This window comes from Flavobacterium sp. JAS, assembly GCF_020991455.1.
Classification (GTDB): domain Bacteria; phylum Bacteroidota; class Bacteroidia; order Flavobacteriales; family Flavobacteriaceae; genus Flavobacterium.
Genome location: NZ_JAJMOX010000002.1, coordinates 65,099 through 87,032 on the forward strand (window position 1 = coordinate 65,099; position 21,934 = coordinate 87,032).

The 21,934-nt window shown below is 32.8% G+C and carries 20 protein-coding genes; 10 read left to right on the plus strand and 10 right to left on the minus strand.

Translation table 11 applies throughout. The features are described from left to right. Positions 1-408 precede the first annotated feature (408 nt). Positions 409-5,160: a T9SS-translocated chitinase ChiA gene (gene chiA, locus LPB88_RS02550; protein ID WP_230712228.1), complete on the plus strand. Its 4,752-nt coding sequence runs from the start codon at positions 409-411 to the stop codon at positions 5,158-5,160. 185 nt (positions 5,161-5,345) lie between these two features. Here chiA and LPB88_RS02555 read toward each other — a convergent pair whose 3' ends face one another. The 3 genes from LPB88_RS02555 to LPB88_RS02565 form a co-directional block, all read right to left on the minus strand. After that, the gene (locus LPB88_RS02555; protein WP_230712229.1) at positions 5,346-5,543 is read right to left on the minus strand and encodes a hypothetical protein; all 198 of its coding nucleotides are present in this window, start codon (positions 5,541-5,543) and stop codon (positions 5,346-5,348) included. Positions 5,544-5,750: 207 nt separating this feature from the next. Further along, positions 5,751-7,139 (minus strand): radical SAM protein, encoded by a 1,389-nt coding sequence (locus LPB88_RS02560; RefSeq protein ID WP_089353912.1) that lies wholly within the window; start codon positions 7,137-7,139, stop codon positions 5,751-5,753. A gap of 10 nt (positions 7,140-7,149) precedes the next feature. Further along, positions 7,150-7,911, minus strand: a complete 762-nt coding sequence (locus LPB88_RS02565; RefSeq protein WP_089353911.1) for a prolipoprotein diacylglyceryl transferase — start codon at positions 7,909-7,911, stop codon at positions 7,150-7,152. 98 nt (positions 7,912-8,009) lie between these two features. Between LPB88_RS02565 and LPB88_RS02570 the strand changes: the two genes are divergently transcribed. Together LPB88_RS02570 and LPB88_RS02575 are read left to right on the plus strand one after the other, a co-directional pair. After that, entirely contained in the window at positions 8,010-8,783 is a 774-nt protein-coding gene (locus LPB88_RS02570; protein WP_230712230.1) for a TlpA disulfide reductase family protein, read from the plus strand. A gap of 234 nt (positions 8,784-9,017) precedes the next feature. Next, positions 9,018-10,637, plus strand: a complete 1,620-nt coding sequence (locus LPB88_RS02575; protein WP_230712231.1) for an ABC-F family ATP-binding cassette domain-containing protein — start codon at positions 9,018-9,020, stop codon at positions 10,635-10,637. 58 nt (positions 10,638-10,695) lie between these two features. Here the strand turns inward: LPB88_RS02575 and LPB88_RS02580 are convergent, their stop codons facing one another. The 5 genes from LPB88_RS02580 to LPB88_RS02600 all read right to left on the minus strand — a co-directional run bounded on the left by LPB88_RS02580 (position 10,696) and on the right by LPB88_RS02600 (position 13,326). After that, complete coding sequence (locus LPB88_RS02580; protein WP_165902304.1) at positions 10,696-10,869, minus strand: hypothetical protein; 174 nt, start codon at positions 10,867-10,869, stop codon at positions 10,696-10,698. A 225-nt stretch (positions 10,870-11,094) separates the two neighbouring features. Continuing rightward, a complete protein-coding gene (locus LPB88_RS02585; protein ID WP_230712232.1) occupies positions 11,095-11,490 on the minus strand; it encodes a VOC family protein in 396 nt (131 codons plus the stop codon). Between the two features lie 11 nt (positions 11,491-11,501). After that, positions 11,502-11,954 carry a hypothetical protein gene (locus LPB88_RS02590; RefSeq protein ID WP_230712233.1) on the minus strand — a complete coding sequence of 151 codons (453 nt, stop codon included), beginning with the start codon at positions 11,952-11,954 and terminating at the stop codon, positions 11,502-11,504. Positions 11,955-12,015: 61 nt separating this feature from the next. Next, complete coding sequence (locus LPB88_RS02595; RefSeq protein WP_230712234.1) at positions 12,016-12,441, minus strand: hypothetical protein; 426 nt, start codon at positions 12,439-12,441, stop codon at positions 12,016-12,018. Continuing rightward, positions 12,442-13,326, minus strand: coding sequence for a hypothetical protein (locus LPB88_RS02600; protein WP_230712235.1), 885 nt, complete (start codon positions 13,324-13,326; stop codon positions 12,442-12,444). A gap of 233 nt (positions 13,327-13,559) precedes the next feature. On the opposite strand from LPB88_RS02600, the gene pyrR reads away from it, so the two are divergent. The 7 genes from pyrR (at position 13,560) to LPB88_RS02635 (ending at position 18,761) form a co-directional block, all read left to right on the plus strand. Continuing rightward, complete coding sequence (gene pyrR / locus LPB88_RS02605) at positions 13,560-14,099, plus strand: bifunctional pyr operon transcriptional regulator/uracil phosphoribosyltransferase PyrR (RefSeq protein WP_089353902.1); 540 nt, start codon at positions 13,560-13,562, stop codon at positions 14,097-14,099. An 88-nt stretch (positions 14,100-14,187) separates the two neighbouring features. Continuing rightward, entirely contained in the window at positions 14,188-14,829 is a 642-nt protein-coding gene (locus LPB88_RS02610) for a hypothetical protein (RefSeq protein ID WP_230712236.1), read from the plus strand. An 82-nt stretch (positions 14,830-14,911) separates the two neighbouring features. Beyond that, positions 14,912-15,838, plus strand: a complete 927-nt coding sequence (locus LPB88_RS02615; RefSeq protein WP_230712237.1) for an aspartate carbamoyltransferase catalytic subunit — start codon at positions 14,912-14,914, stop codon at positions 15,836-15,838. 161 nt (positions 15,839-15,999) lie between these two features. Further along, the gene (locus LPB88_RS02620) at positions 16,000-16,332 is read left to right on the plus strand and encodes a ribonuclease Z (protein WP_230712238.1); all 333 of its coding nucleotides are present in this window, start codon (positions 16,000-16,002) and stop codon (positions 16,330-16,332) included. 106 nt (positions 16,333-16,438) lie between these two features. Continuing rightward, positions 16,439-17,353 carry a ribonuclease Z gene (locus LPB88_RS02625; protein ID WP_230712239.1) on the plus strand — a complete coding sequence of 305 codons (915 nt, stop codon included), beginning with the start codon at positions 16,439-16,441 and terminating at the stop codon, positions 17,351-17,353. 86 nt (positions 17,354-17,439) lie between these two features. Continuing rightward, positions 17,440-18,084: a pyridoxamine 5'-phosphate oxidase gene (gene pdxH, locus LPB88_RS02630; RefSeq protein ID WP_230712240.1), complete on the plus strand. Its 645-nt coding sequence runs from the start codon at positions 17,440-17,442 to the stop codon at positions 18,082-18,084. A 173-nt stretch (positions 18,085-18,257) separates the two neighbouring features. Then, a complete protein-coding gene (locus tag LPB88_RS02635; protein ID WP_230712241.1) occupies positions 18,258-18,761 on the plus strand; it encodes a CAP domain-containing protein in 504 nt (167 codons plus the stop codon). Between the two features lie 166 nt (positions 18,762-18,927). On the opposite strand, the gene LPB88_RS02640 is transcribed toward LPB88_RS02635, so the two are convergent. Next, positions 18,928-20,874, minus strand: coding sequence for an OmpA family protein (locus tag LPB88_RS02640; protein ID WP_230712242.1), 1,947 nt, complete (start codon positions 20,872-20,874; stop codon positions 18,928-18,930). Between the two features lie 11 nt (positions 20,875-20,885). Beyond that, on the minus strand, positions 20,886-21,797 hold the full coding sequence (locus LPB88_RS02645; protein WP_230712243.1) for a type IX secretion system membrane protein PorP/SprF: 912 nt from the start codon (positions 21,795-21,797) through the stop codon (positions 20,886-20,888). Positions 21,798-21,934 lie beyond the last annotated feature (137 nt).

The window sequence follows — 21,934 nt, forward strand, 5'->3', positions numbered from 1 at the left end:
TAAACCTGAAGGAAATCGCTATAAAAACCTGTTAAAAAGAATATAAGTATAAGAATTATAGAAACCAAATAGTAACCATTAAAACCAAATAAAGAAGAAGAATAGAATTAAAAACATGACAAAACCAAATAGAGCATAAAACTAGATAGACCCCGAATTTATCTTTTGTATTTAAACTAATTTTTAAAATTAAATAAATATCAATCACTACTATTCACTAATGATTATGGATAAAATCAGTAATAGTAATATTTATTTTTAGAAGTAATATGAATTAATTTCCAGTTGATTGCAATCTTTTTTTTGCAATTGGTTGAATCCCAATTGTTGCATTTTATATACAGAGTTGCGGTATGTAATTTATTGTGATTGGAATATTTCTTTTTATTAACCAATATTAATTTAATTATGAAACATTATTACAGATTGCTTTTTTTGTTACTGTTTCCCTTACTCGCGTTAGCCCAACCAGCTCACGGTAAAAAAGTAGTAGGGTACTATGCGCAATGGGCCATTTATGCCCGGGATTTTAATATTCCCAAGATAGACGGAAGTAAATTGACGCATTTGAATTATTCTTTTTATGGAACAACTTTCGATCCTGCACATCCGGAGAATACAAAGTTGTTATGTTTGGATTCATATGCTGATTTTGAGCATATGGAAGGTGGAATTCCATGGGATGCTCCTGTAAAAGGAAACTTTTATGACTTAATGAAACTTAAGGAAAAGTATCCGCATCTTAAAATTTTAATTTCTGTTGGAGGATGGACAAAAGGTCAGGATCTTTCTCCAATTGCAGCAAGTCCAGTTGCAAGAGCTGCTTTAGCTACAGATATGGCAAACTTTATTACCAAATATCCATTTATTGATGGATTCGATATTGACTGGGAATATCCTCTTTCTGGAGGAACAGACGGTACCGAGGTGATTAACGGAGCACCAATTCCTCCGCAAAAGTACAGCCCGGATGACAACAAAAATTTAGTGTATTTATTGAAAGCAATGCGTCAGGCAATGCCAAATAAATTAATCTCGATTGCTGCCGGAAACAATGTTCGAAATGTTGCCAAACAATATTTAGGGCCATCAAACAGAGCGCAATACGGAATGACAGAAGATATTTCGACTTATTGTGATTACATCACGTATTTTGGATATGATTTTGGTGGAAACTGGTATGATAAAACATGCTACAATGCACCTTTATATGCCAGCGGAAACACAAATGATCCACTTTATGGCGCAACACAATCAGAATCATTAGACGAATTAACAAATCAATATTTGAACGTTGTTGGTTTTCCTGCGAATAAATTAATCATGGGATTACCTTTCTACGGAAAGAAATTTGATCACGTTGCCAATAACGGAACCAATCCAAATTTTCCAGGATTATTCGTTTCAGCTCCAAGAGATGTTGTTGCAGGATGTACAAATCCGCAAAATCCAACAGGAACTTGGGACGGTCCAGCCGCTTGTGAAAAATCAGGAAGTATCGAAATTTGCGATCTTGTTGGAAATCCAGTTACGAATTCTCACGCTTATTTAGATCCAACTACAATGCAGGTTACACCAACTGCAGCAGCTGCAGGATGGGTAAGGTATTTTGACAATACAACAAAAGTTCCTTATTTGTACAATGCCACTTTAAAACAGTTTATCTCTTATGAAGATAAACAATCAATGGATTTAAAAGTACAATATATTAAATCGAAAAATCTTGCCGGAGGTATGGTTTGGGAATTATCTCAGGATACAAGAGGTTCTATTGCAAATTCATTATTGAATCAGGTTGATACTTCATTTGGAAGCGTAGTTCCTGGAACAGTAAGTATTGCAGGTTCTGTAAAAAACGGAGCAGCTTTAGTTCCGGATGTAACTGTTGAATTGCGTAATGCAAGTAATGTAGTATTGCAAACTGTGGTTTCTACAGGAGGTAATTTTTCATTCAGCAACCTGACTTCAGGACAAAATTATATTCTTACAGCGTTAAAAGCTGCTTATACTTTTACGCCTGTAACTTTGACAAATGTTACTACTAATCAAACAGGAGTAATCATTAACGGATCTCAGCCTACATATACAGTAAGCGGAACAGTTCTTAATGGAGCAACAGGAGTTTCTGGTGTAACAGTTACGGCAACTTCAGGAGCAACAGTTTTAACTGCGACTTCAAATGCAAGCGGAGTTTACAGCGTTGCAGGTTTAACAGCCGGACTTAACTTTACCCTTACAGCTGCAAAAACAGGATTCTCTTATACGCCAACTTCAACAGTTTATAATGCAATAAGTGCAAATCAAACGTTGAACTTTGCTCAAGGTGCGCCAATTGTATACTATACAGTAAGCGGAACAGTTCTTAACGGAACAACTCCGGTTTCAGGAGTTACAGTTATAGCAACTTCAACAGGAGGAACTTTTACTGCAACAACAAATTCAAGCGGAGTTTATACAATTGCTAATTTACCATCAGGCGGAAATTACACTGTAACTGCAGCTTTAGCAGGACAAACATACACTCCGGCTTCAACAGTTTACACGAATCTAACGGCCAACAAAACATTAAACTTTGCTCAGGATGTTATTGTAACTCCAACAAATAAAATCAGCGGAACAGTTAAAAATGGTACGGTACTGGTTGCTGGAGCAAAAGTAGAAATCGTTTTACCTTGGACAGATAGCACACACAACTGGAAAAGCGTTCTTGCAACAACAGATGCACAAGGAAAATATAGCTTTGATAATTCAGTTGTAGCTGGATATACTACAATTCTAAGTTTAAAATTAAACTCTTGGGAAAACGGAGAAACAGCTTATTTTCCAAATAATCTGGCAAACTTTGCAGTTCCTGCAAATCCAACAGTTTATAACTTTAATACAAGCTCTACTGCAAAAGCAGCACAAGTTCAGGCAAACTTAATTAGCGGAACAGTTAAAAACGGAACAACTCCGGTTGCTGGAGCAAAAGTAGAAATCGTTTTACCTTGGACAGATAGTACACATAACTGGAAAAGTGTTTTAGCAACAACAGATGCATCAGGAAATTATACTTTCGATAATGCAGTTGTAGCAGGTTATACACAAATTTTAAGTTTGAAATTAAATGCGTGGGAAAATGGTGATGTAACTTACTACCCAAATAACTTAGCCAACTTTGCAGTTCCAACAACTTCAACAGTTTATAATTTTAACAGACAAGCGGTGGTTACGACTAAGCCAGTGGTTACCATTACAGCGCCAACAGCTTCGGCGATTGCTATAAATTTAGGATCAGCAATTAATTTTGTTGCAAGTGTTGGATTAAGTGCTGCTGATGCCACTACAATCTCATCTGTTGTATTTAGTTTAGATGGACAAACCTTGAGTGCTACCAATTCTTCTGGAACTTATACATCGGTTTGGACACCAGCAGCAAATCAGTTTTCGCTTAGTCATACCTTAACCGTTACGGCTACTGCATCAAACGGAACAACAGATGCAAAAACATATAGTTTTACATTAACTTGTTCAGGTGCAAACTGTCCTAATTCATTGCCTGTAATTACTTGGAATTCACCATCGAATACTACAGTAAACCAAAGTACTTTTCAGGTTGTGCCAATTTCGGTTACAGCTGTTGATAGTAACGGATCAGTTTCAGGTGTTACTATTACAATAAATGGAGGTACATTTAACATGACAGCAGGTACAAATAATACTTATACGTATAATTTTACACCATCTGGATATCAGGATTATCCAGTTGTAATCAAAGCAACCGATAATCAATCTGGTGTAACTACATTAAACAATACCATTAAAATTGCTCCGGTAAGCACAAATAGATTCATTCCGCTTCCATCTAAAATTATTTTAGGATATGCACATTCTTGGGAAAATACTGGTGCTCCATTTTTATATTTTTCTCAAATGGTGGGAAGTAAGTTTAACGTAGTTGATTATTCTTTCGTAGAAACCGTTAATCGTGATGGTTATACACCAATATTAACTACAAATGATACTAGATATTTGACCAATGGTGTTTTCAATAAGCAATTGTTGAAAAATGATATAAAATCCTTAAGAGATAGCGGCGTTCCTGTTATTGTTTCTATTGGAGGTCAAAATGGTCATGTTGTTTTGGACAATGTAACTCAAAAAAATATTTTTGTTAATGGTCTGAAAGCAATTATTGACGAGTATCAATTTGATGGAGTTGATATTGATTTTGAAGGCGGATCGATGAATTTTAATGCAGGAGGTTTAAGAGATATTTCTTATGCGGGTATTTCTGCTTATCCAAGATTAAAAAACGTAGTAGATGCTTTCAAAGAATTAAAAGCTTACTATGGCCCTGGATTTTTATTAACTGCAGCTCCGGAAACACAATACGTACAAGGAGGATATTCTACCTATACAGATACTTTTGGTTCTTTCTTACCAATCATTCAAAACTTGCGTAATGATTTGGATTTGTTAGCAGTACAATTGTATAATACAGGTGGAGAAAACGGATTAGATGGTCAATATTATGGTTCAGCTAAAAAAGCAAACATGGTAACAGCCCTAACTGATATGATAATAAAAGGGTATAACATTGCTACAACAGGAATGCATTTTGATGGTTTACCAGCCTCAAAAGTTCTTATTGCATTACCAGCTTGTCCAAGTGCAGCAGGAAGCGGTTATTTAACACCGACAGAAGGAATTAGTGCTATGCATTATTTAAGAACCGGAACCACTTTTACAGGAAGAACATACACTATGCAGCCAGGCGGACCGTATCCTTCTTTAAGAGGTTTAATGACTTGGTCTGTAAACTGGGATGCATCTTCTTGTGGTAATTCATCTGAATTATCTAAAGCCTATGCCGCTTATTTTGCTTCACAATCAACAGCAAAAACATTAGCGCTTGATGCTGTTCCTTCAAAAAGCAGTGCAACGATAGCGTATTTTAAAAACAATGCATTATCAGTTACAAATGACACCGAAGAGATCGCTCAGGTTGATGTATTTAACATCCTTGGACAAACTTTAGTAAGTCATAAAAATATTCAGAATAATAAAGAAATTCTGCTGCAAGATCAAAGTTTCTCAACGAAACAATTGTTCTTAGTTGTTGTAACAAACAAAGCAGGAAAAACAAAATCTTTCAAAGTAATGAACTTCTTAAACTAGGTTTATTACAATGAATAAAAAAATAGAAATAAAACATTGGAACGGTTAAAATTGAGTTTGGTTATTTATTTTTTAATCTAATTTTTATTTCGAATAAATGCATCGAACTCAGGTGATTTGTTATTTGGTTTTCACCTGAAGGAGAGCATTCTAAGCCTGGCAATTTAATTGCCAGGTTTTTTTTATTAATGCATATTGCCCAACGAAAAATTGGCAGCACAGGTACCAAAACCAATTATAAAAGCTATAACGGAGTATAGAATAATTTTTAATGAAACTTTTTTATCGTCTGATATAAATATCAAACGACCTATTCCAACTAAAAAAGCAATCACACTTATAAAAGCAGTCAAACCTCCCGCTAAAACTAAAAACTCTCCCATATAAAATTTAAATTATAGATTACTCATAATGACTACGCATGTTCCAAATCCTATTACAACAATGATTATAGGAATCAACAAAAGTGTTAAAAAAAACTTTTTGTTTTCTTTGCTAAAAATTAAACCAACAAGGCCAATTAAAAACATCGCCAACAGAATAAATCCCAAAAACACTAAACTCTCCATATCCATATTTTAATAGTTTTATTAAACATTTAATTTTTCTCTTATTTTTTCAATTTTGTTATCTCTGTAGAATAAATTCATAGTTTCAAACGGAATAATTTTCATTTTATCACTTACAATATGAACACATGATTTTTTAACCGCCCTAACATCAAAATCATGAGCATCCATAAAATTCATAATCAAAATTCGAAATAAGTTATTATAATTTAAGGTGTCTGATTGAACTCTTGGCAAACAACACATTAATTCATTAAATTCACCTTCGGCACAATCTACAGAAATACCTGTGCTGAATAAATTGAGCATATGTGTTTTTAGTTTTTCGTCGTGCTCAAAAACGATTGTGTTTTTCGAATTATTCAACAGGTCTTCCGGATTAATCAAATGGGTCATAGGAAAAACTTCTCCATCAATTTTTAGTGCATAAGCCATACATAAAGCGTCTGGATTGCAAGGAACAGGAATTAAATCCTGTGGAGTAAAAAGAGGAGCTTGTTCGTAAATTTTTCTACGGACTTCTGTAAGGGTTATTCTTCCTGAAATATCATCGTAATTATCATTTCTGCCGGCAACTTGTGTAGGCTGAAAAGTAACACCACGAACACATTTTTGTTGTAAAGCATACTCTATTATTTTACCAATTTCATCGTCATTTTCTCCTTTTTGAAGTGTGATAACCAAGGTTGTCGAAATATTAAAATGATTTAGATGTTCGATAGCTTTTTTGCGTACTTCGGTTAAATCTTCACCACGTAATTTTTCCAATACTTCGGGTTTAAAACTGTCAAATTGCAAATAAATTTCAAAATCGGGCATATAGGTAGCAAGTGTCTCCACAAATTTGATGTCTTTTGCAATTCTAATACCGTTTGTATTTACCATCAAATGTTTGATAGGTTTACTTTTGGCAATATCTAAAATTTTAAAAAACTCAGGATGCACAGTTGGTTCTCCTCCTGAAATCTGGACTACATCCGGTTCACCTTCGTTTGCTACAACAGTATCAAACATTTTTTCAATTTCTTCTAATGTGCGATGTCTGCCGTAGTTTGGAGCTGAGCTGGCGTAACAAGTAGGGCAGGCTAAATTACAACGATCTGTAACTTCAATAATCGTCAAACAGGAATGCTGTTCGTGATCTGTACATAGTCCGCAGTCATACGGACAACCATAATGCACTTTTGTATTGAATTTTAAAGGCATTTCAGATTGTTTATTGTAATTACGAAGTTGCTTATAATAGTTAACATCATCTGCAATCATCGACTTTAACTCGCCATGTGTTTTGCAATGTTTTAACATCCAGACTTTATCATCCTGAAAAACAATTTTAGTGTCTACAAGGGCTAAACAATGAGGACAAAGGCTTTTAGTGTAATCGTAAAATATGTAATCACGAGTTTTCATTCTATTATATTTAAAGTGAAGAAATAAGATTTTCTTTGTATTGATAAGCAAATATTCGGCAGAGAAACTTCCAATAATAAATAAAAATTAAAATCGAACTCCATTGTATACTGCTTAAATTAAGAAATAAAGGTTGGTATGGTTTTAAAAATTCTACTAAAAATCGAAATAAAAAATATAAAACCATAAAGAGTTTAAATCGATCTCCATTAATCAAATTTTTATTTTTTATACTTTGAAATAAAACAAAAAGAAAAATCATAAATAACATTTCATACAAAGCAACAGGATGTCTTTGCAGGCCGTCACCTAAATTCATTCCTGTAAAAAAGGTAGTTTCGTTGCCATAAGTTGGCTCTGCAATTCCCATGGAAAAACACCCAATTCTGCCAATAAATAATGCTACAATAATTGGAATAACATATAAATCTCCCGAAGCGATTTTTACTCCAATTATTTTTTTTATTATTTCAACGCCAAATAACCCTCCCAAAAATCCTCCTGCAACTGTTTTGTTTTGATATAACGTTAAAAAAGTCTGATGGGTAATTGATGACGGAGTTTCTAATAAAGCAATAAATCTTGATCCTATTAAAGCACCAATCATAGCACCAATCATTATAATTAAACGATTAATATCTGATATAGGGTCTTGTGTTCTTTTCTTCAGAAAATAATAGATTCTTATGCCAATAAAAAAAGCTAAAGTTTCAAATATAAAATGCCAGTAAAAGGTTTTTTCAAAGATTTCAAATTGAAAAGGGAATATCATTTTTAATCAGAATTTTAGCTAATATAGGTAAATCTAGGTGAATGTTTTTAAAATAAATTTAAGTATTTTTGAAATCCCAATTATCGTATAAAATATTCATGAAGAAGTCAATCATTTTTCTAATAACATTTCTAGTTTCCACTACAATTTTCAGCCAAACCAAATTCGGAAATTCGGAAGTTGATCCAAGCCAAGTTCAAAATAAATTCAGTGATTGGTGGACGTATCAAAGCAAAAATATCATGCTTTCCAGAGATTACGTAGCACTTGATACAGATTCAAATGAAATTTCAAAAGAAGCCTTTCTAAATGAATTAACAAACGGAAATTACATTCCAATCCGACTAAAGGCCGAGGATTCAATTTACTATTATAAACTGTTTAAAATTCAGCCAAATTCAGATACAAGTATAAAAGCCACCATAAATCAGGAAGCTTTTGATGCCTTAAAGAATTTTGAAATGGAAGGAAAACCTTTTCCTAAATTCTCGTTTAAAGACCTAAACGGAAATCTGGTTTCAAACGAAACTATGAAAGGGAAAATAATAGTCATAAAATGCTGGTATATTCATTGTGCCGCCTGCATTAAAGAATTTCCCGAAGTAAATCACTTAACAGAAAAATACAAAGACCGAAAAGACATACTTTTCATAAGTCTAGCCGAAGATACTCCAGAACAATTAAAAGTATTTTTAGCAAGAAAACCATTGTCATATTCCGTTATTCCAAACATGAAAACGTATATGAACGAAACCTTGAATTTAAATGCCTTTCCAACGCATTTTATACTTAACAAAGAAGGTTCGATCGCAAAAGTTTTAAATAACTATAAAAGTCTGGAAGTCGCTTTAGAGAAAGAAAGTAAGCTATAGTTCTTTTTAACCATATAAGTCATATGAGTGATTATAAGCTTAGTTTAAGTATTATAAAACTTATATGATTTAATTTTTTAGCCAAAGTAAGTTATTAAGTTTGGCTTAAATGAACTTATATGACTTATATGGTAAAAAATAAACGCCCACAATAAAAAAACTTAGCACCTTAGCACCTTTGCAACTTAGAACCTTTTTCACTACTTTTGCACCAAATTAATTAAAAAGACATTCATGTTAACAGTCAATAATTTATCAGTTCAATTTGGCAAACGAATTTTGTTTGACGAAGTAAATACCACATTCACACACGGAAATATTTATGGAGTTATTGGAGCCAATGGTGCTGGAAAATCTACTTTTCTAAAAATCATTTCGGGCGATATCGACCCAACTTCCGGACACATTCATTTAGAGCCGGGAAAACGTATGTCGGTTTTGAACCAAAATCACAATATGTTCGACGAGCATACTGTTTTGGAAACCGTTTTGATGGGGAATAAAGTGCTGTATGCTGTTAAAAAAGAAATGGATGAACTTTATTTAGATTACAACGATAAAAACGCAGACAGAATTGGAGAACTTCAGGTTCAGTTTGAAGAAATGAACGGTTGGAATGCAGATTCTGATGCCGCTTCGATGTTATCGAACTTAGGAATCAACGAAGAACACCATTATACTTTAATGGGTGATCTTGAGGGAAAAATTAAAGTACGTGTGCTTTTGGCGCAGGCACTTTTTGGAAACCCGGATTTGCTTATTATGGATGAGCCTACCAACGATTTGGATTTTGAAACCATCTCTTGGTTAGAAAACTTCCTGGCAAATTATGAAAATACAGTAATTGTAGTATCTCACGACCGTCACTTTTTAGATTCGGTTTGTACACATATTTCTGATATTGATTTTGGAAAAATAAATCACTATTCAGGAAACTATACTTTCTGGTACGAGTCTAGCCAATTGGCAGCAAAACAACGTGCACAGCAAAACAAAAAAGCAGAAGAAAAGAAACAGGAATTAGAAGAATTTATTCGTCGTTTTAGTGCGAACGTTGCAAAATCAAAACAAGCAACTTCTCGTAAAAAGATGATTTCTAAATTAAATATTTCAGACATCAAGCCTTCAAGCCGTCGTTATCCAGCGATTATTTTTGATCAGGATCGTGAAGCAGGAGATCAGATTTTGAATGTTGAAAATTTAGAAGCTTCAGTAGAAGGTGATCTTTTGTTTAAAGGAGTAAACCTGAATATGGCAAAAGGCGATAAAATCGTTCTTTTCTCTAAAGATTCACGTGCTACAACAGCTTTCTACGAAATTTTAAACGGTCAGCAAAATGCTGATGCAGGAACTTTTGATTGGGGAATAACAACAAATCAGGCTTATTTACCGGCAGAAAATCATTCATTCTTTGAAAACGATTTGACATTGGTAGATTGGTTACGTCAATACGCAAAAACAGAAGAAGAGCGCGATGAGGTATTTATTAGAGGATTCTTAGGGAAAATGATTTTCTCAGGGGAAGAAGCTCTAAAAACTAGCCGCGTTTTATCAGGAGGAGAAAAAGTACGTTGTATGTTATCAAGAATGATGATGGAGCGTGCAAATATCCTGATGCTTGACGAGCCAACAAATCACTTAGATTTGGAGTCTATTACGGCTTTCAACAACTCATTAAAAAACTTCAAAGGTTCAGTAATTTTCACAACGCATGACCACGAGTTTGCACAAACTGTTGGTAATAGAGTAGTAGAGCTTACACCAAACGGAGCAATTGATCGTTATATGACATTTGATGAATATCTGGATGATGAAAAAGTTCAGGAATTAAGAAAGAAAATGTACAATTTGTAATATTCAATTTATAATAAGAAGAAATCCCGATCGCTTTGTGATCGGGATTTTTTTATGTTTACTTATTGCCGAATATCTTGGCGAAGATGAAAATAATAATCGCAACTATAAAGATGACGATAAAGATTCCGAATCCCATTCCGGCTTTAAAAATATCTCCTATAACTTCGCAACTTGTAAATGAAAATAGTATAACAAATACCATTAACAAACGTGTAATTATCTTTTGCATGATTTTGCTGTTTTAAGTTTTGTAATAAGAATCCAGTATTCTAATTATTGTAGATTAAAATTACTTCAAACAACAAAAAAGGTGTTATACAATTTTATGGGAAAGTTCTATGATTTTGATTAGCCACCAGCTTGAGAATATAAAAGACATTCAAAAAGAACCGAAGGTTCGACCTATATATTGTAGGGCTGGATTTTAATCCAGTCTACGTATGGAGATAAATAGTTAGATCATTTCAATAAGCTGAATCTTATTGCCGCAAGTATCATCCAAAATCGCAATTTTCACATTCCCCATTTCGGTTGGAATCATGCTAAATTCAACACCAAGACTAATCAATCTTTCATATTCTTCTTGAAGATTATCAACATTAAATTGCGTGTAGGGAATTCCGGCTTCAAACAATGCCTTTTGATATGTTTTTGAAGGTTCAAAATGATTTGGTGATGGTTCTAATAAAACTTCAACTCCATTTGGTTCGTCTTTAGAAACTACCGTTAACCATCTGTTGCCTTCGCCTAAAGGAACATCATGTTTTTTAATAAAACCTAATTTTGTAGTATAAAATTGTAATGCCTTTTCCTGATCTTGGACTGGGATTCCTATGACTTTTACTTTCATTTTTAATGGTTTTAAAATGGATTATTTTTTCTTCCATATTCATTTTTTATATCTATCAATTGAAGTTCCATACAATTGTCTAAAGTTAGAAAATGAATTGATTTTGAAATTTTTCCATTTTGATATTCTTTAAATAAATCTTTCCAAATTTTAGGATAAAATACGGCTAAAGAAAAGAATATTAAACAAGGAAAAGTAAAATTACCATTTCCAATTAAATATGCTTGCATTTTGATCTCATCTTTCATTGTCATTTCATATTCTAAAACGATGTGTTTTAGATCATGATTTTCAAATTTTGGAATTAATCTATATTGTTTACTGTCCAACATTTCTGCCACTTCACGACCAACGGTTCCGTGTTTTAGAGTTCTTAAATGATCTAGTTTAGTAGCTAAATAATCTTTTCTATGAATGAGTTCTAAAAACCATATAATTCCTCCTGTTATTTTTAGTTTTTTCAATTGGTTAATTAAGTTGGTCATATTCTGGTAATAGGTTTTTGTAATAAATATTTTGATGCAATTAATAATCCCTTCTATCTAATAATAGTTTTCTATTTATTGATTCTTCTATTGATTCCAGATGAAGGCTTTCATAAGTATTCTCAAGATCTTCTCCATAATGTTTATTCCAGGGAGGAGTACTATTTAGATTAGCACTTAGATATGTATTGATATTATTTAATAGAAATTCGCGATTTGAAATTGATATATTACAATTTTCTATGCGCTCATTTTCTTCTCTATTAACGAGAATATTATACAACTTCCCTAAATTAATTTTAAAATTATTTTTGCCTAATACCTCAATTGTAAATTCAATATCAGATAAATCCGGATCAATCGATAAATTAAAAATTGGCGTTATGTCATCGTATGGTTCTCCCCAGTCAAATTTCTTTTCTTCAATATAACAATGAGGAAATGTGCTTTTGTCTATGTAAATCATTTATTTTTTAAAGCCATATTGAAACGACATTAAATATGTCTTTCTAGTTTTTTCTCCATCCAATAATTTTGCAATCACAATATTTTTTTTTATTTCATTAAGATTTTTTAGAAATTGTTCTTTTAAGTAATTTTCAAAAACTTTGTCACCATCCTGTATATTTTTTAGATTCTCAATTTTTCCATTTTCTGAAACTTCAAAATATAAATGGGCATAGCATCTTTTGATATTGTTTTTTTTAGCAATTGGTTGGAAATCTTTATCAAAACTCTTTTCAATTTTTTCATAGACTTGATTATAAGATGTTTTTAGTTCTTTAGCATTGATATAATCATTATAATCTGAGAGATTATAAGTATCTGGAAAATATCGATATTGAAACAAAATTTTATTGTTTACAATTTTAATAGATATTACTAAAGGAATAATTGATTCTATAGGCTGGTTTTTATAATCAACAGCAGGTGAAACGAGTTTGTAATTATCTTTAATTACTTGAGCTAGTGATTGTAAGGTTTCAGTCGCTTTGTTTTTATACTGATCGATTAGCACTGGATCGAATCCTGTATATTCTGATATTTTAAAATCAATCATTTCACCAGTTTGAGAATATTTTACTTCACATATAGTTTGGAAATAATTTAGTCTACCCGGATTTATTGAATCATACTTGATAGGGTTAGTACTATCAAAATGCTTATTGATAGTATGGTTTAAATTTTCGTCTAAGCATCTAATGTTTTTGTTTTTATTATTAAAATCATCAGTTAAGCATTTATTTAGGTGAATAATATTTTTAATATTATTGTAGTATTTAGAATAGTCTTGAGCATGTATTAACTGCATTGTACAAAGTGAAATGAATATTAAAGTATATCTTTTCATGATTTTATTATTGAAAAAGTTAAGTATTGATAATTTATGCTAAAATATGTTTTTAATAGCAAAATGATATACTAGATTTTTTTGTTTATTAAAATAAGACTAGATCAATCAAAAAATATATTTGCCAATCTCAATTTCCCACTCAAAATCAAAAATAAATATTTCCCTTCCCAACACCCCAACAAATAAATTCTGATTTCGTATATTTGCCCAACCAAACATTACACTTAATTATGAGCCAAAAAGTATTACTTAATTCAAAAGAAGTTACTATCATACTCCATCGTTTGGCTTGTCAGTTAATCGAAAAACATCTTGATTTCTCCGATACGATTTTAGTCGGGATTCAGCCAAGAGGCGTTTTTTTAGCTGAACGTTTAAAACAAATATTAGAAAACGAATACAAGGTTCCCGAAATTTCTTTGGGATATCTGGACATCACTTTTTTTAGAGATGATTTTCGTCGTACTGATAAACCGCTGGAAGCCAATAAAACACAAATAAATTTTATAGTCGAAGACAAGAAAGTCATTTTTATAGATGACGTTTTGTTTACGGGACGAAGCATTCGTTCTGCTTTAACCGCAATTCAATCTTTTGGGCGACCATCAGAAATCGAATTGTTGGTGTTAATCGACAGACGTTTTAGCCGTAATTTACCAATTCAACCCGATTATCGCGGTCGTCAGGTAGATGCTATTAATGGCGAAAAAGTAAAAGTAAGCTGGATAGAAAATGAAGGTGAAGACGTTGTTCATCTGGTAACGAATTAGTTGAATCGTTAAATCGGTTAATTGTTTAATCGCAAAAAAAAACAAAACGATTAAACAATTTTAACAAATCAACAATTAAACAATAAAGATGACAGAGAACAAAACGTTTATTTATGAATCAATTTTTAATCAGATCAGAATGGGATTTCATTCTATTGATGAGATTCAGGAAAATATTACAGAAGAAATCGAAGACAATGAATTTGAAGACGAAATCTCAGAGGAATGGGCTTTTGATACTATAAAAGAAGAATACCAAAAGTTACTTTCAGAAAGTAAACAATGGAAAAGTCCAACAGATACTGAAAGACTAATAAATGCGTTTGATGAATTATGTGATGATAATATCGTTGCGCTTCACAAAGCAGGTTACACCACAACCGATGGTGAATATGAAGTAGTTGAGGTTGAAAGAGAATTGCAGGAAAATGAAATAGAGTCTGATGGTTATTGTTTTTATCACGAACAAGATTTAGCAAGAGCAATCGCTATTGAAAATCCAAGCTTGTATATTGCTTTTCAGAAAGTAGATAATTCTGATGATGCAGTTACTATAGAAGTTGGAAAAAGAGTTGCCGAAGTTTTAATAAACAACGATTTTAAAATAAAGTGGGATGGTTCTGCAAGAACTAAAATTGAAATCCCGGGTTTTAAATGGCAGAAGATTTTCAATGAAGATGACAGAGATCTGCAGGATTACAGCGAGGTTGTAGACAGAATGGTTCAATAAAGCAACTTTTTTTAAGCAGCATTAAAAAACTGAATATTTCGAAAATTCAGGAATTTGAAAAATAAATATTAAAGAAACAAAAATGAAAGAATTAAGCGTAAATCACTTATTAGGAATTAAATACATCAACGAGAATGATATTAACCTAATTTTTGAAACTGCCGATCATTTTAAAGAAGTCATTAACCGACCTATTAAAAAAGTTCCTTCATTACGAGATATTACGATTGCTAACATTTTTTTCGAAAACAGTACCAGAACAAAACTTTCTTTCGAGTTAGCACAAAAACGATTATCTGCAGATGTTATTAGTTTTTCCGCAGCACAATCATCTGTTAAAAAAGGAGAAACTTTAATTGATACTGTAAACAATATTCTATCTATGAAAGTAGATATGGTAGTAATGCGCCACTCCAATCCCGGAGCGGCTTATTTTTTATCTAAAAATGTCAAAGCAAGTATTGTAAATGCCGGAGACGGAGCACACGAACATCCAACTCAGGCCTTGTTAGACAGTTATTCGATCAGAGAAAAATTGGGAGATGTAGCCAGAAAAAAAGTAGTTATTGTAGGTGATATTCTGCATTCAAGAGTAGCCTTATCCAATATATATGCTTTGAAAATGCAAGGCGCTGAAGTTAAGGTTTGCGGACCAAAAACATTGATTCCAAGATATATTGAATCTCTAGGAGTTACGGTTGAACCCAATTTACGAAAAGCATTAGAATGGTGTGACGTTGCAAACATGCTTCGCGTTCAGAACGAACGTATGGATGTAAACTTCTTTCCATCAACACGTGAATACGCACAACAATATGGAGTTGATAAACCTTTATTAGATTCTCTTGGAAAAGAAATCGTAATCATGCACCCGGGACCAATCAATAGAGGAGTAGAGATTACGTCTGAAGTTGCAGATTCTGATCATTCAGTGATTTTGAATCAGGTCGAAAATGGTGTAGCGATCAGAATGGCTGTAATTTATCTTTTAGCCAGTAAGATTCAGTAATTTTAGATTGTTTCAGGTTTCAGGTTTCACGTTGTGGGACGTTCAGCTTGACAAACTTGAAACTTGAAACTTGAAACCTGAAACTTGAAACTTTGAAACTAAAATTAAAAACAAAAAACTTCGTACCTTAGCTCTCGAAAATAGAGCCTATATATTATAAAATGAAAGTAGATCAAAAAGGACATACCGTTACGATTAAAGATACCCAGGGAGATTTTAATTCTTTTTTGGAGAAAGTGACGCAGCAGTTTAAAACCTTTGAAAAACAAAATATTATAATTGATTTATCAGCAGATCCAGGATTGACTGAGAAAGATCTGAAACTTTTTTTACCTCTTTCCAAACAACAAAAAAAGGCTAAAAAATCATTTATAATTGTAGTTTCTGATCTTGACTTTAATGCTATTTCTGATAAATTAATCGTTGTTCCTTCACTTTTGGAAGCACACGATATTATCGACATGGAAGAAATCGAAAGAGACCTCGGATTTTAAGAAATTGGTTAATTGTTTATTTGTTTAACTGTTTAATCGATATTTTTATCTGATTTTTAATCTTTGGCGATTAAACGATTCACCAAATAAACGAATAAACATAAAATTGAAATTAACGATACTTGGCTGTTATGCCGCAACTCCTAGAACGATTACCAACCCAACAGCGCAGGTTTTAGAGATTAAAAACAGAATGTTTTTGATTGATTGCGGAGAAGGAACTCAAGTGCAATTGCGTAAAAACAAGATTAAATTCTCAAAGATTAATCACATTTTTATTTCGCATTTACACGGAGATCACTTTTTTGGTCTGATTGGGACTATTTCAACTTTTGCACTTTTAGGACGTACTACCGATTTACATATTTATGGTCCAAAAGGAATCAAAGAAATCATTACGTTACAATTAAGATTATCTAATTCATGGACAACGTATGAGTTGTTTTATCATGAATTGGAATCTAAAGAAAGTGAAGTTATTTTTGAAGATAGCAAAGTTATTGTAAAAACGATTCCGTTGAAACATCGCGTTTACACCAACGGATTTTTGTTTCAGGAAAAACCAGGAGACAGAAAACTAAATGTTGATGCTGTTCAGCAATACAATATTCACACGGCATATTATCAAAAAATAAAAGGGGGAGGAAATGTTACTCTTGATGACGGAACTGTAATTGAGAATGAGAAATTATCCTTTGACCCCATTCCTGCATTGAGTTATGCTTTTTGCTCAGATACAGTTTATCACGAGAATATTATCCCGATTATAAAAGATGTTGATGTTTTGTATCACGAATCTACTTTTTTGGAATCGGAAGCTGCTTTGGCTTTAAAAACATTGCATTCTACTGCAATAGAAGCCGCAAAGATTGCTTTAAAAGCAAATGCTAAACATTTGGTTTTAGGACATTACTCTACAAGATATGACGGAATTGAGCGTTTTAAAGAAGAAGCAGAAACTATTTTTCCAAGTGTTTTATTAGGGAATGATGGCGTTTCTTTTGATTTTGGAAGAGACTAAGTAACTAAGTTTCTGAGTTGCTAAGTTTAAAAAATCAAAAGGGCAGAGATCTAAAATCTAAAATCAACAATCTAAAATCAGCAATCATGAATGATTTAAGTAATTATAGAAAGTCTTACGAGAAAAGCGAATTATTAGAAACTAATATTCCTGAGGATCCAATTAATCTTTTTAACCGATGGTTTCATGAGGTCGAAGATTTTGGCGCGAGTGGAGAAGTAAACGCTATGACGGTTTCGACAATTGGTTTGGATGGTTTCCCGAAATCGAGAGTTGTTTTACTAAAGAAATTCTCTGAAGAAGGTTTTATTTTTTATACCAATTATGATTCTGAAAAAGGAAAAGCTATTGCCGCAAATCCTCATGTTTGTTTGTCTTTTTTTTGGCAGGAAATGGAACGTCAGGTAATCATTAAAGGAACTGCTGAGAGAACTTCTGAAAACATTTCAGACGGTTATTTTGACTCTCGTCCTGACGGAAGTAAACTTGGAGCGATTGTTTCTCATCAGAGTGAAGTGATTCCGTCAAGAGCATTTTTGGAAGAAAACTTAAAGAAACTGGAAGCCGAATTTGAAGGAAAACCAATTCCGAGACCTGAAAACTGGGGTGGATTTTTAGTAACTCCTTTTGAGGTAGAATTTTGGCAGGGAAGACCTAATAGATTGCACGACAGAATTCGTTATACGAGTCAATCTGATTTTTCATGGAAGATTGAGCGATTATCTTCTTAGTTGTAGGAAAATTATATTATATAGTAAAATAAACATGTAGTTCATCGATTAATTTTGTAGTTTACCGATAAATTAAATAAGTTTGATTTAAGAAACCAAACGATTTATCTAAAAATAAATTTAAAGAATTTGCCCCAACATTTACTTTAAAGTTTTAAAAACTGCTATTGATTATGAAGAAGATTATGCGCACCATGTTGTTCATTGTAACGCTTGTTACGATGAACGCATGTTCTGCCGACACTGCAGAAGGAAAAGAAAATAATACTTCAACTGAAAAAGCAGTAACGAGCTATACTTATAATGACTCTGAGCTCGAAACAATGCAATTAATAAACAATTACCGAGTAAGTATTGGTTTAAATGCATTAGAAAAAATCAATCATATTTCTTATGAATGCGAAGAGCATAATAAATACATGATCGAAACCAATACTGTTAATCATGACGGTTTTGTTTCGCGCTCAAATGATATTATGACTGTGCTTGGAGCTAAGTTTGTTGGAGAAAATGTAGCGTATAATTATAGAACTTCTGACGCTGTACTAAAAGCTTGGTTAGAAAGCCCTGGACACAAAGAAAATATAGAAGGAAATTATACGCATTTTGGAATATCGGTAACTATAGATCCTAAAACAGGATATAAATATTATACAAATATATTCGCAAGAATGTAGAAAAATTTTGGACTGGTTGGTTTTTATTTGTCGTTGTAATTCGAAGAGTTGCAACGACTTTTTTTTGTGCAAAAGTTTATAAATTCCAAATAGAAAATTCCAAATTCCAATAATAGAATGAATATCATTGGAATTTGGAATTTAAAAATATTGGATTTTAACTTTTTTATAGTGCAGTAATAATAAATTCGCTGCGTCTGTTTTCCTGATGTTCAGCTTCTGTACATGAAACATCATCGGCGCATTTGTTTACAAGCTGAGTTTCTCCAAAGCCTTTAGCGAGTAATCTGTTACGTGCTATGCCGTTTTTAATCAGCCATTGCACGGTAGATTTTGCTCTTCGATTAGACAAAACTTCATTGTATTTAAAGGATGCACGACTATCTGTGTGCGAGCGAATTTCTAATTTCATAGAAGGATTATCGTTTAATACGATCAATATTTTCTCTAAATCCAGAGCAGCTTCGGTTCGAATATTTGATTTATCTAAGTCAAAATAAATCCTTTTTATTTTAAAGCATTTTCCTAAATCATCGCCAATTGTTACTTTACAAAGTAACGGATCTAGAGCAATTGGCAGACTGGTTTTTCCGGTTAGTTTTCCAATTGTTATAGTAATTTCTTTAGTTGAATAATCTTGTTTTTCGGCTCGGACATTATAGCTTTTGCCGCATTCGACAGGAAAATAATAAAGTCCTGCAGAATCGGTAATAACAGTATTTTTAGGAATCGTTGAGCCGCCTTCGTATAGAGTAACCTTTGCATCAGGTAAAACTGCTCCCGTTTTTGAATCGGTGATATTTCCGTTTAGTTCCTGAATGCATTTTATTTTTTTTGTTTCTATAAATTTATAGATATCGTCAGAACCCAGACCACCATCTTTATTAGAACTAAAATAGCCTAGCCTCGAAACCGGATCAATAATATATGCAAAATCATCTTTAGGAGAGTTTATATCAGCACCCAGATTCTGAATCCCGCTAATAGTTCCATTATCTTCAAGCTGTCCCACAAACACATCGAGACCACCTAAACCGGGGTGTCCATCAGAGGCAAAATAAATCTCCTGTTCATTTGTAATATATGGGAAAGTTTCTTTTCCCTCGGTATTAATTGTTTTTCCCAGATTTTCGGGTTTACCATAACCTCCGCCGCTGTTTATACTAACTCTATAGATATCAGATTGTCCTAGCGTTCCGGGCATATCAGACGCAAAATAAAGTGTTTTTTCATCAGGACTAAGTGCAGGATGTGCTGTACTGTAATTGTCGCTATCAAACGGAAGCTCTGTTATATTACCCCATTTTCCATTATTTTTCAGCGTCGCTTTGTAGATTTTTACAAGAGTAATTTTATTTTCATCTTTTCCTTTTTTGCCATTTACATAGTTATTTCTTGTAAAGTAAATTGTTGTACCATCTTTTGTAAAAACAGGAGTAGCTTCGTGAAATTTACTGTTCAGGGCGCTTTTGAATTTACGCACCTTAGACGCACCATTGTTTGTGGTATCAATATCGGCATCATAAAGATTTGTAAAGTATTCGCCCGTCCATTTATGTTTTCGTTGAGAAAAATTGCCGGTATCTCTTGCAGAGGCAAAGTATAATTTGTTGTTGTACACAAATGAACCATAATCAGAGTATTTACTATTTACACCGGCATCTTCAATTTTATAACGGCCCGTATTTGCTTTAATCTGATCCAGATAGTTTACATCTTCTTTATATAGTTTTCCTCTGTGATCGCTTTTATATTTGGCATTAAATTCATCCAGAATTTTGTTTGCTTTATCAGTTTGTCCGGTTGATTTTAGAGACTGGGCATATCTGTAATAATACTCAGGTTCAGGGTTTGTATTCATTGCAAATAACTCACCATACCATTTTGCAGCTCCATCAAAATCAGAATTGAAATAGTAGGAATTGCCAAGTTTCTCAAACATTTCCTGAGATTTGTATCCTTTTAAGGCTACTTTCTCGTAGGTTTTTATGGCATCAATATAGGCGTAGTTATCGTATTTTTTATCGGCAGAATTTACTTTCGATTGTTGAGCATAACAGTTAAATGAAAAAGTACTTATGATTGTTAGACAAAGGAGCGTATAATTTTTCATAATAATCATTTTTAGAAGAAACGTGGAGTCGTGATTTTACCAAAGTTTTTGAAGATTTCATAGCGAAGGAAAATTTCGTGCGAGCCTGAATTATAGTTCTTCAAATTGGTTGTTTCGTTATCATATCCGTATCCAACATACAAGCCGTCAGTAATTTGAAATCCAACCATGGCGCTTATAGCTGCGCTCCACCTGTAGGCGACGCCAATTGTAAATTTTTCAAAAAACATAAAGTTTGCTGATAAATCTACTTGAAGAGGAGCGCCCTCGACCATTTTTGTTAGTACTGCGGGTTTAAATTTTAAATCATAAGAGAGATCAAAAACATATCCTGCCATTAAGTAATAGTTTATTTTGTCTTTGTAGATCGCTACATCATTATCATCATAGCGATTAGTTTCTATAAAATTCGGTACAGATAAACCAATATATGCATTATCCGAATGCCAATAAACTCCAGCTCCAATATTAGGAGAAAACTCATTGTCTAAATTTTGAAACTGAGGATCGTTTGGATTTTCGATGTTTAATTTGCTAACGTCCAGATTAAAAATATCAGCGGTACCTTTAATACCAAAAGAAAGTTTCCAGGTTTCAGAAGTTTTTATGGTATAAGATACATCTGCAGAAATCTGATTTTCATTTGTTGGACCAATTTTATCGTTCACCAGCGAAAGTCCGATTCCTAAATTACTATTATTGATTGGAGTATTAACAGAGACAGTATTGGTTTTTGGAGCTCCGTCAAGTCCTACCCATTGATCACGATGCAGGGCAAAAATACTTAGAGCGCCACGAGAACCGGCATAAGCAGGATTTATATTTATTGTGTTGTACATATACTGGGTAAATTGTGCATCTTGTTGGGCATATCCTGTAATTGTGACAAACATGATGACGAAGAAAAATAATTTTGTTCTCATAAGTAGATATTTATTATTTTAATTATTACTCTTGGATTTTTGAATGAAGAAACTTCAAAAAAGTAAATGTATTCGCTTATTCAAAAATAAGGATTTTTTTATTAATTATTCTTTAATGCCTTATAAAAGAATTTGTT

Coding starts and splice junctions, on each gene's coding strand:
- chiA (WP_230712228.1), top strand. CDS start 409: ATGAAACATTATTACAGATTGCTTTTTTTGTTACTGTTTCCCTTACTC.
- LPB88_RS02555 (WP_230712229.1), bottom strand. CDS start 5,543: ATGGGAGAGTTTTTAGTTTTAGCGGGAGGTTTGACTGCTTTTATAAGT.
- LPB88_RS02560 (WP_089353912.1), bottom strand. CDS start 7,139: ATGAAAACTCGTGATTACATATTTTACGATTACACTAAAAGCCTTTGT.
- LPB88_RS02565 (WP_089353911.1), bottom strand. CDS start 7,911: ATGATATTCCCTTTTCAATTTGAAATCTTTGAAAAAACCTTTTACTGG.
- LPB88_RS02570 (WP_230712230.1), top strand. CDS start 8,010: ATGAAGAAGTCAATCATTTTTCTAATAACATTTCTAGTTTCCACTACA.
- LPB88_RS02575 (WP_230712231.1), top strand. CDS start 9,018: ATGTTAACAGTCAATAATTTATCAGTTCAATTTGGCAAACGAATTTTG.
- LPB88_RS02580 (WP_165902304.1), bottom strand. CDS start 10,869: ATGCAAAAGATAATTACACGTTTGTTAATGGTATTTGTTATACTATTT.
- LPB88_RS02585 (WP_230712232.1), bottom strand. CDS start 11,490: ATGAAAGTAAAAGTCATAGGAATCCCAGTCCAAGATCAGGAAAAGGCA.
- LPB88_RS02595 (WP_230712234.1), bottom strand. CDS start 12,441: ATGATTTACATAGACAAAAGCACATTTCCTCATTGTTATATTGAAGAA.
- LPB88_RS02600 (WP_230712235.1), bottom strand. CDS start 13,326: ATGAAAAGATATACTTTAATATTCATTTCACTTTGTACAATGCAGTTA.
- pyrR (WP_089353902.1), top strand. CDS start 13,560: ATGAGCCAAAAAGTATTACTTAATTCAAAAGAAGTTACTATCATACTC.
- LPB88_RS02610 (WP_230712236.1), top strand. CDS start 14,188: ATGACAGAGAACAAAACGTTTATTTATGAATCAATTTTTAATCAGATC.
- LPB88_RS02615 (WP_230712237.1), top strand. CDS start 14,912: ATGAAAGAATTAAGCGTAAATCACTTATTAGGAATTAAATACATCAAC.
- LPB88_RS02620 (WP_230712238.1), top strand. CDS start 16,000: ATGAAAGTAGATCAAAAAGGACATACCGTTACGATTAAAGATACCCAG.
- pdxH (WP_230712240.1), top strand. CDS start 17,440: ATGAATGATTTAAGTAATTATAGAAAGTCTTACGAGAAAAGCGAATTA.
- LPB88_RS02635 (WP_230712241.1), top strand. CDS start 18,258: ATGAAGAAGATTATGCGCACCATGTTGTTCATTGTAACGCTTGTTACG.
- LPB88_RS02640 (WP_230712242.1), bottom strand. CDS start 20,874: ATGAAAAATTATACGCTCCTTTGTCTAACAATCATAAGTACTTTTTCA.
- LPB88_RS02645 (WP_230712243.1), bottom strand. CDS start 21,797: ATGAGAACAAAATTATTTTTCTTCGTCATCATGTTTGTCACAATTACA.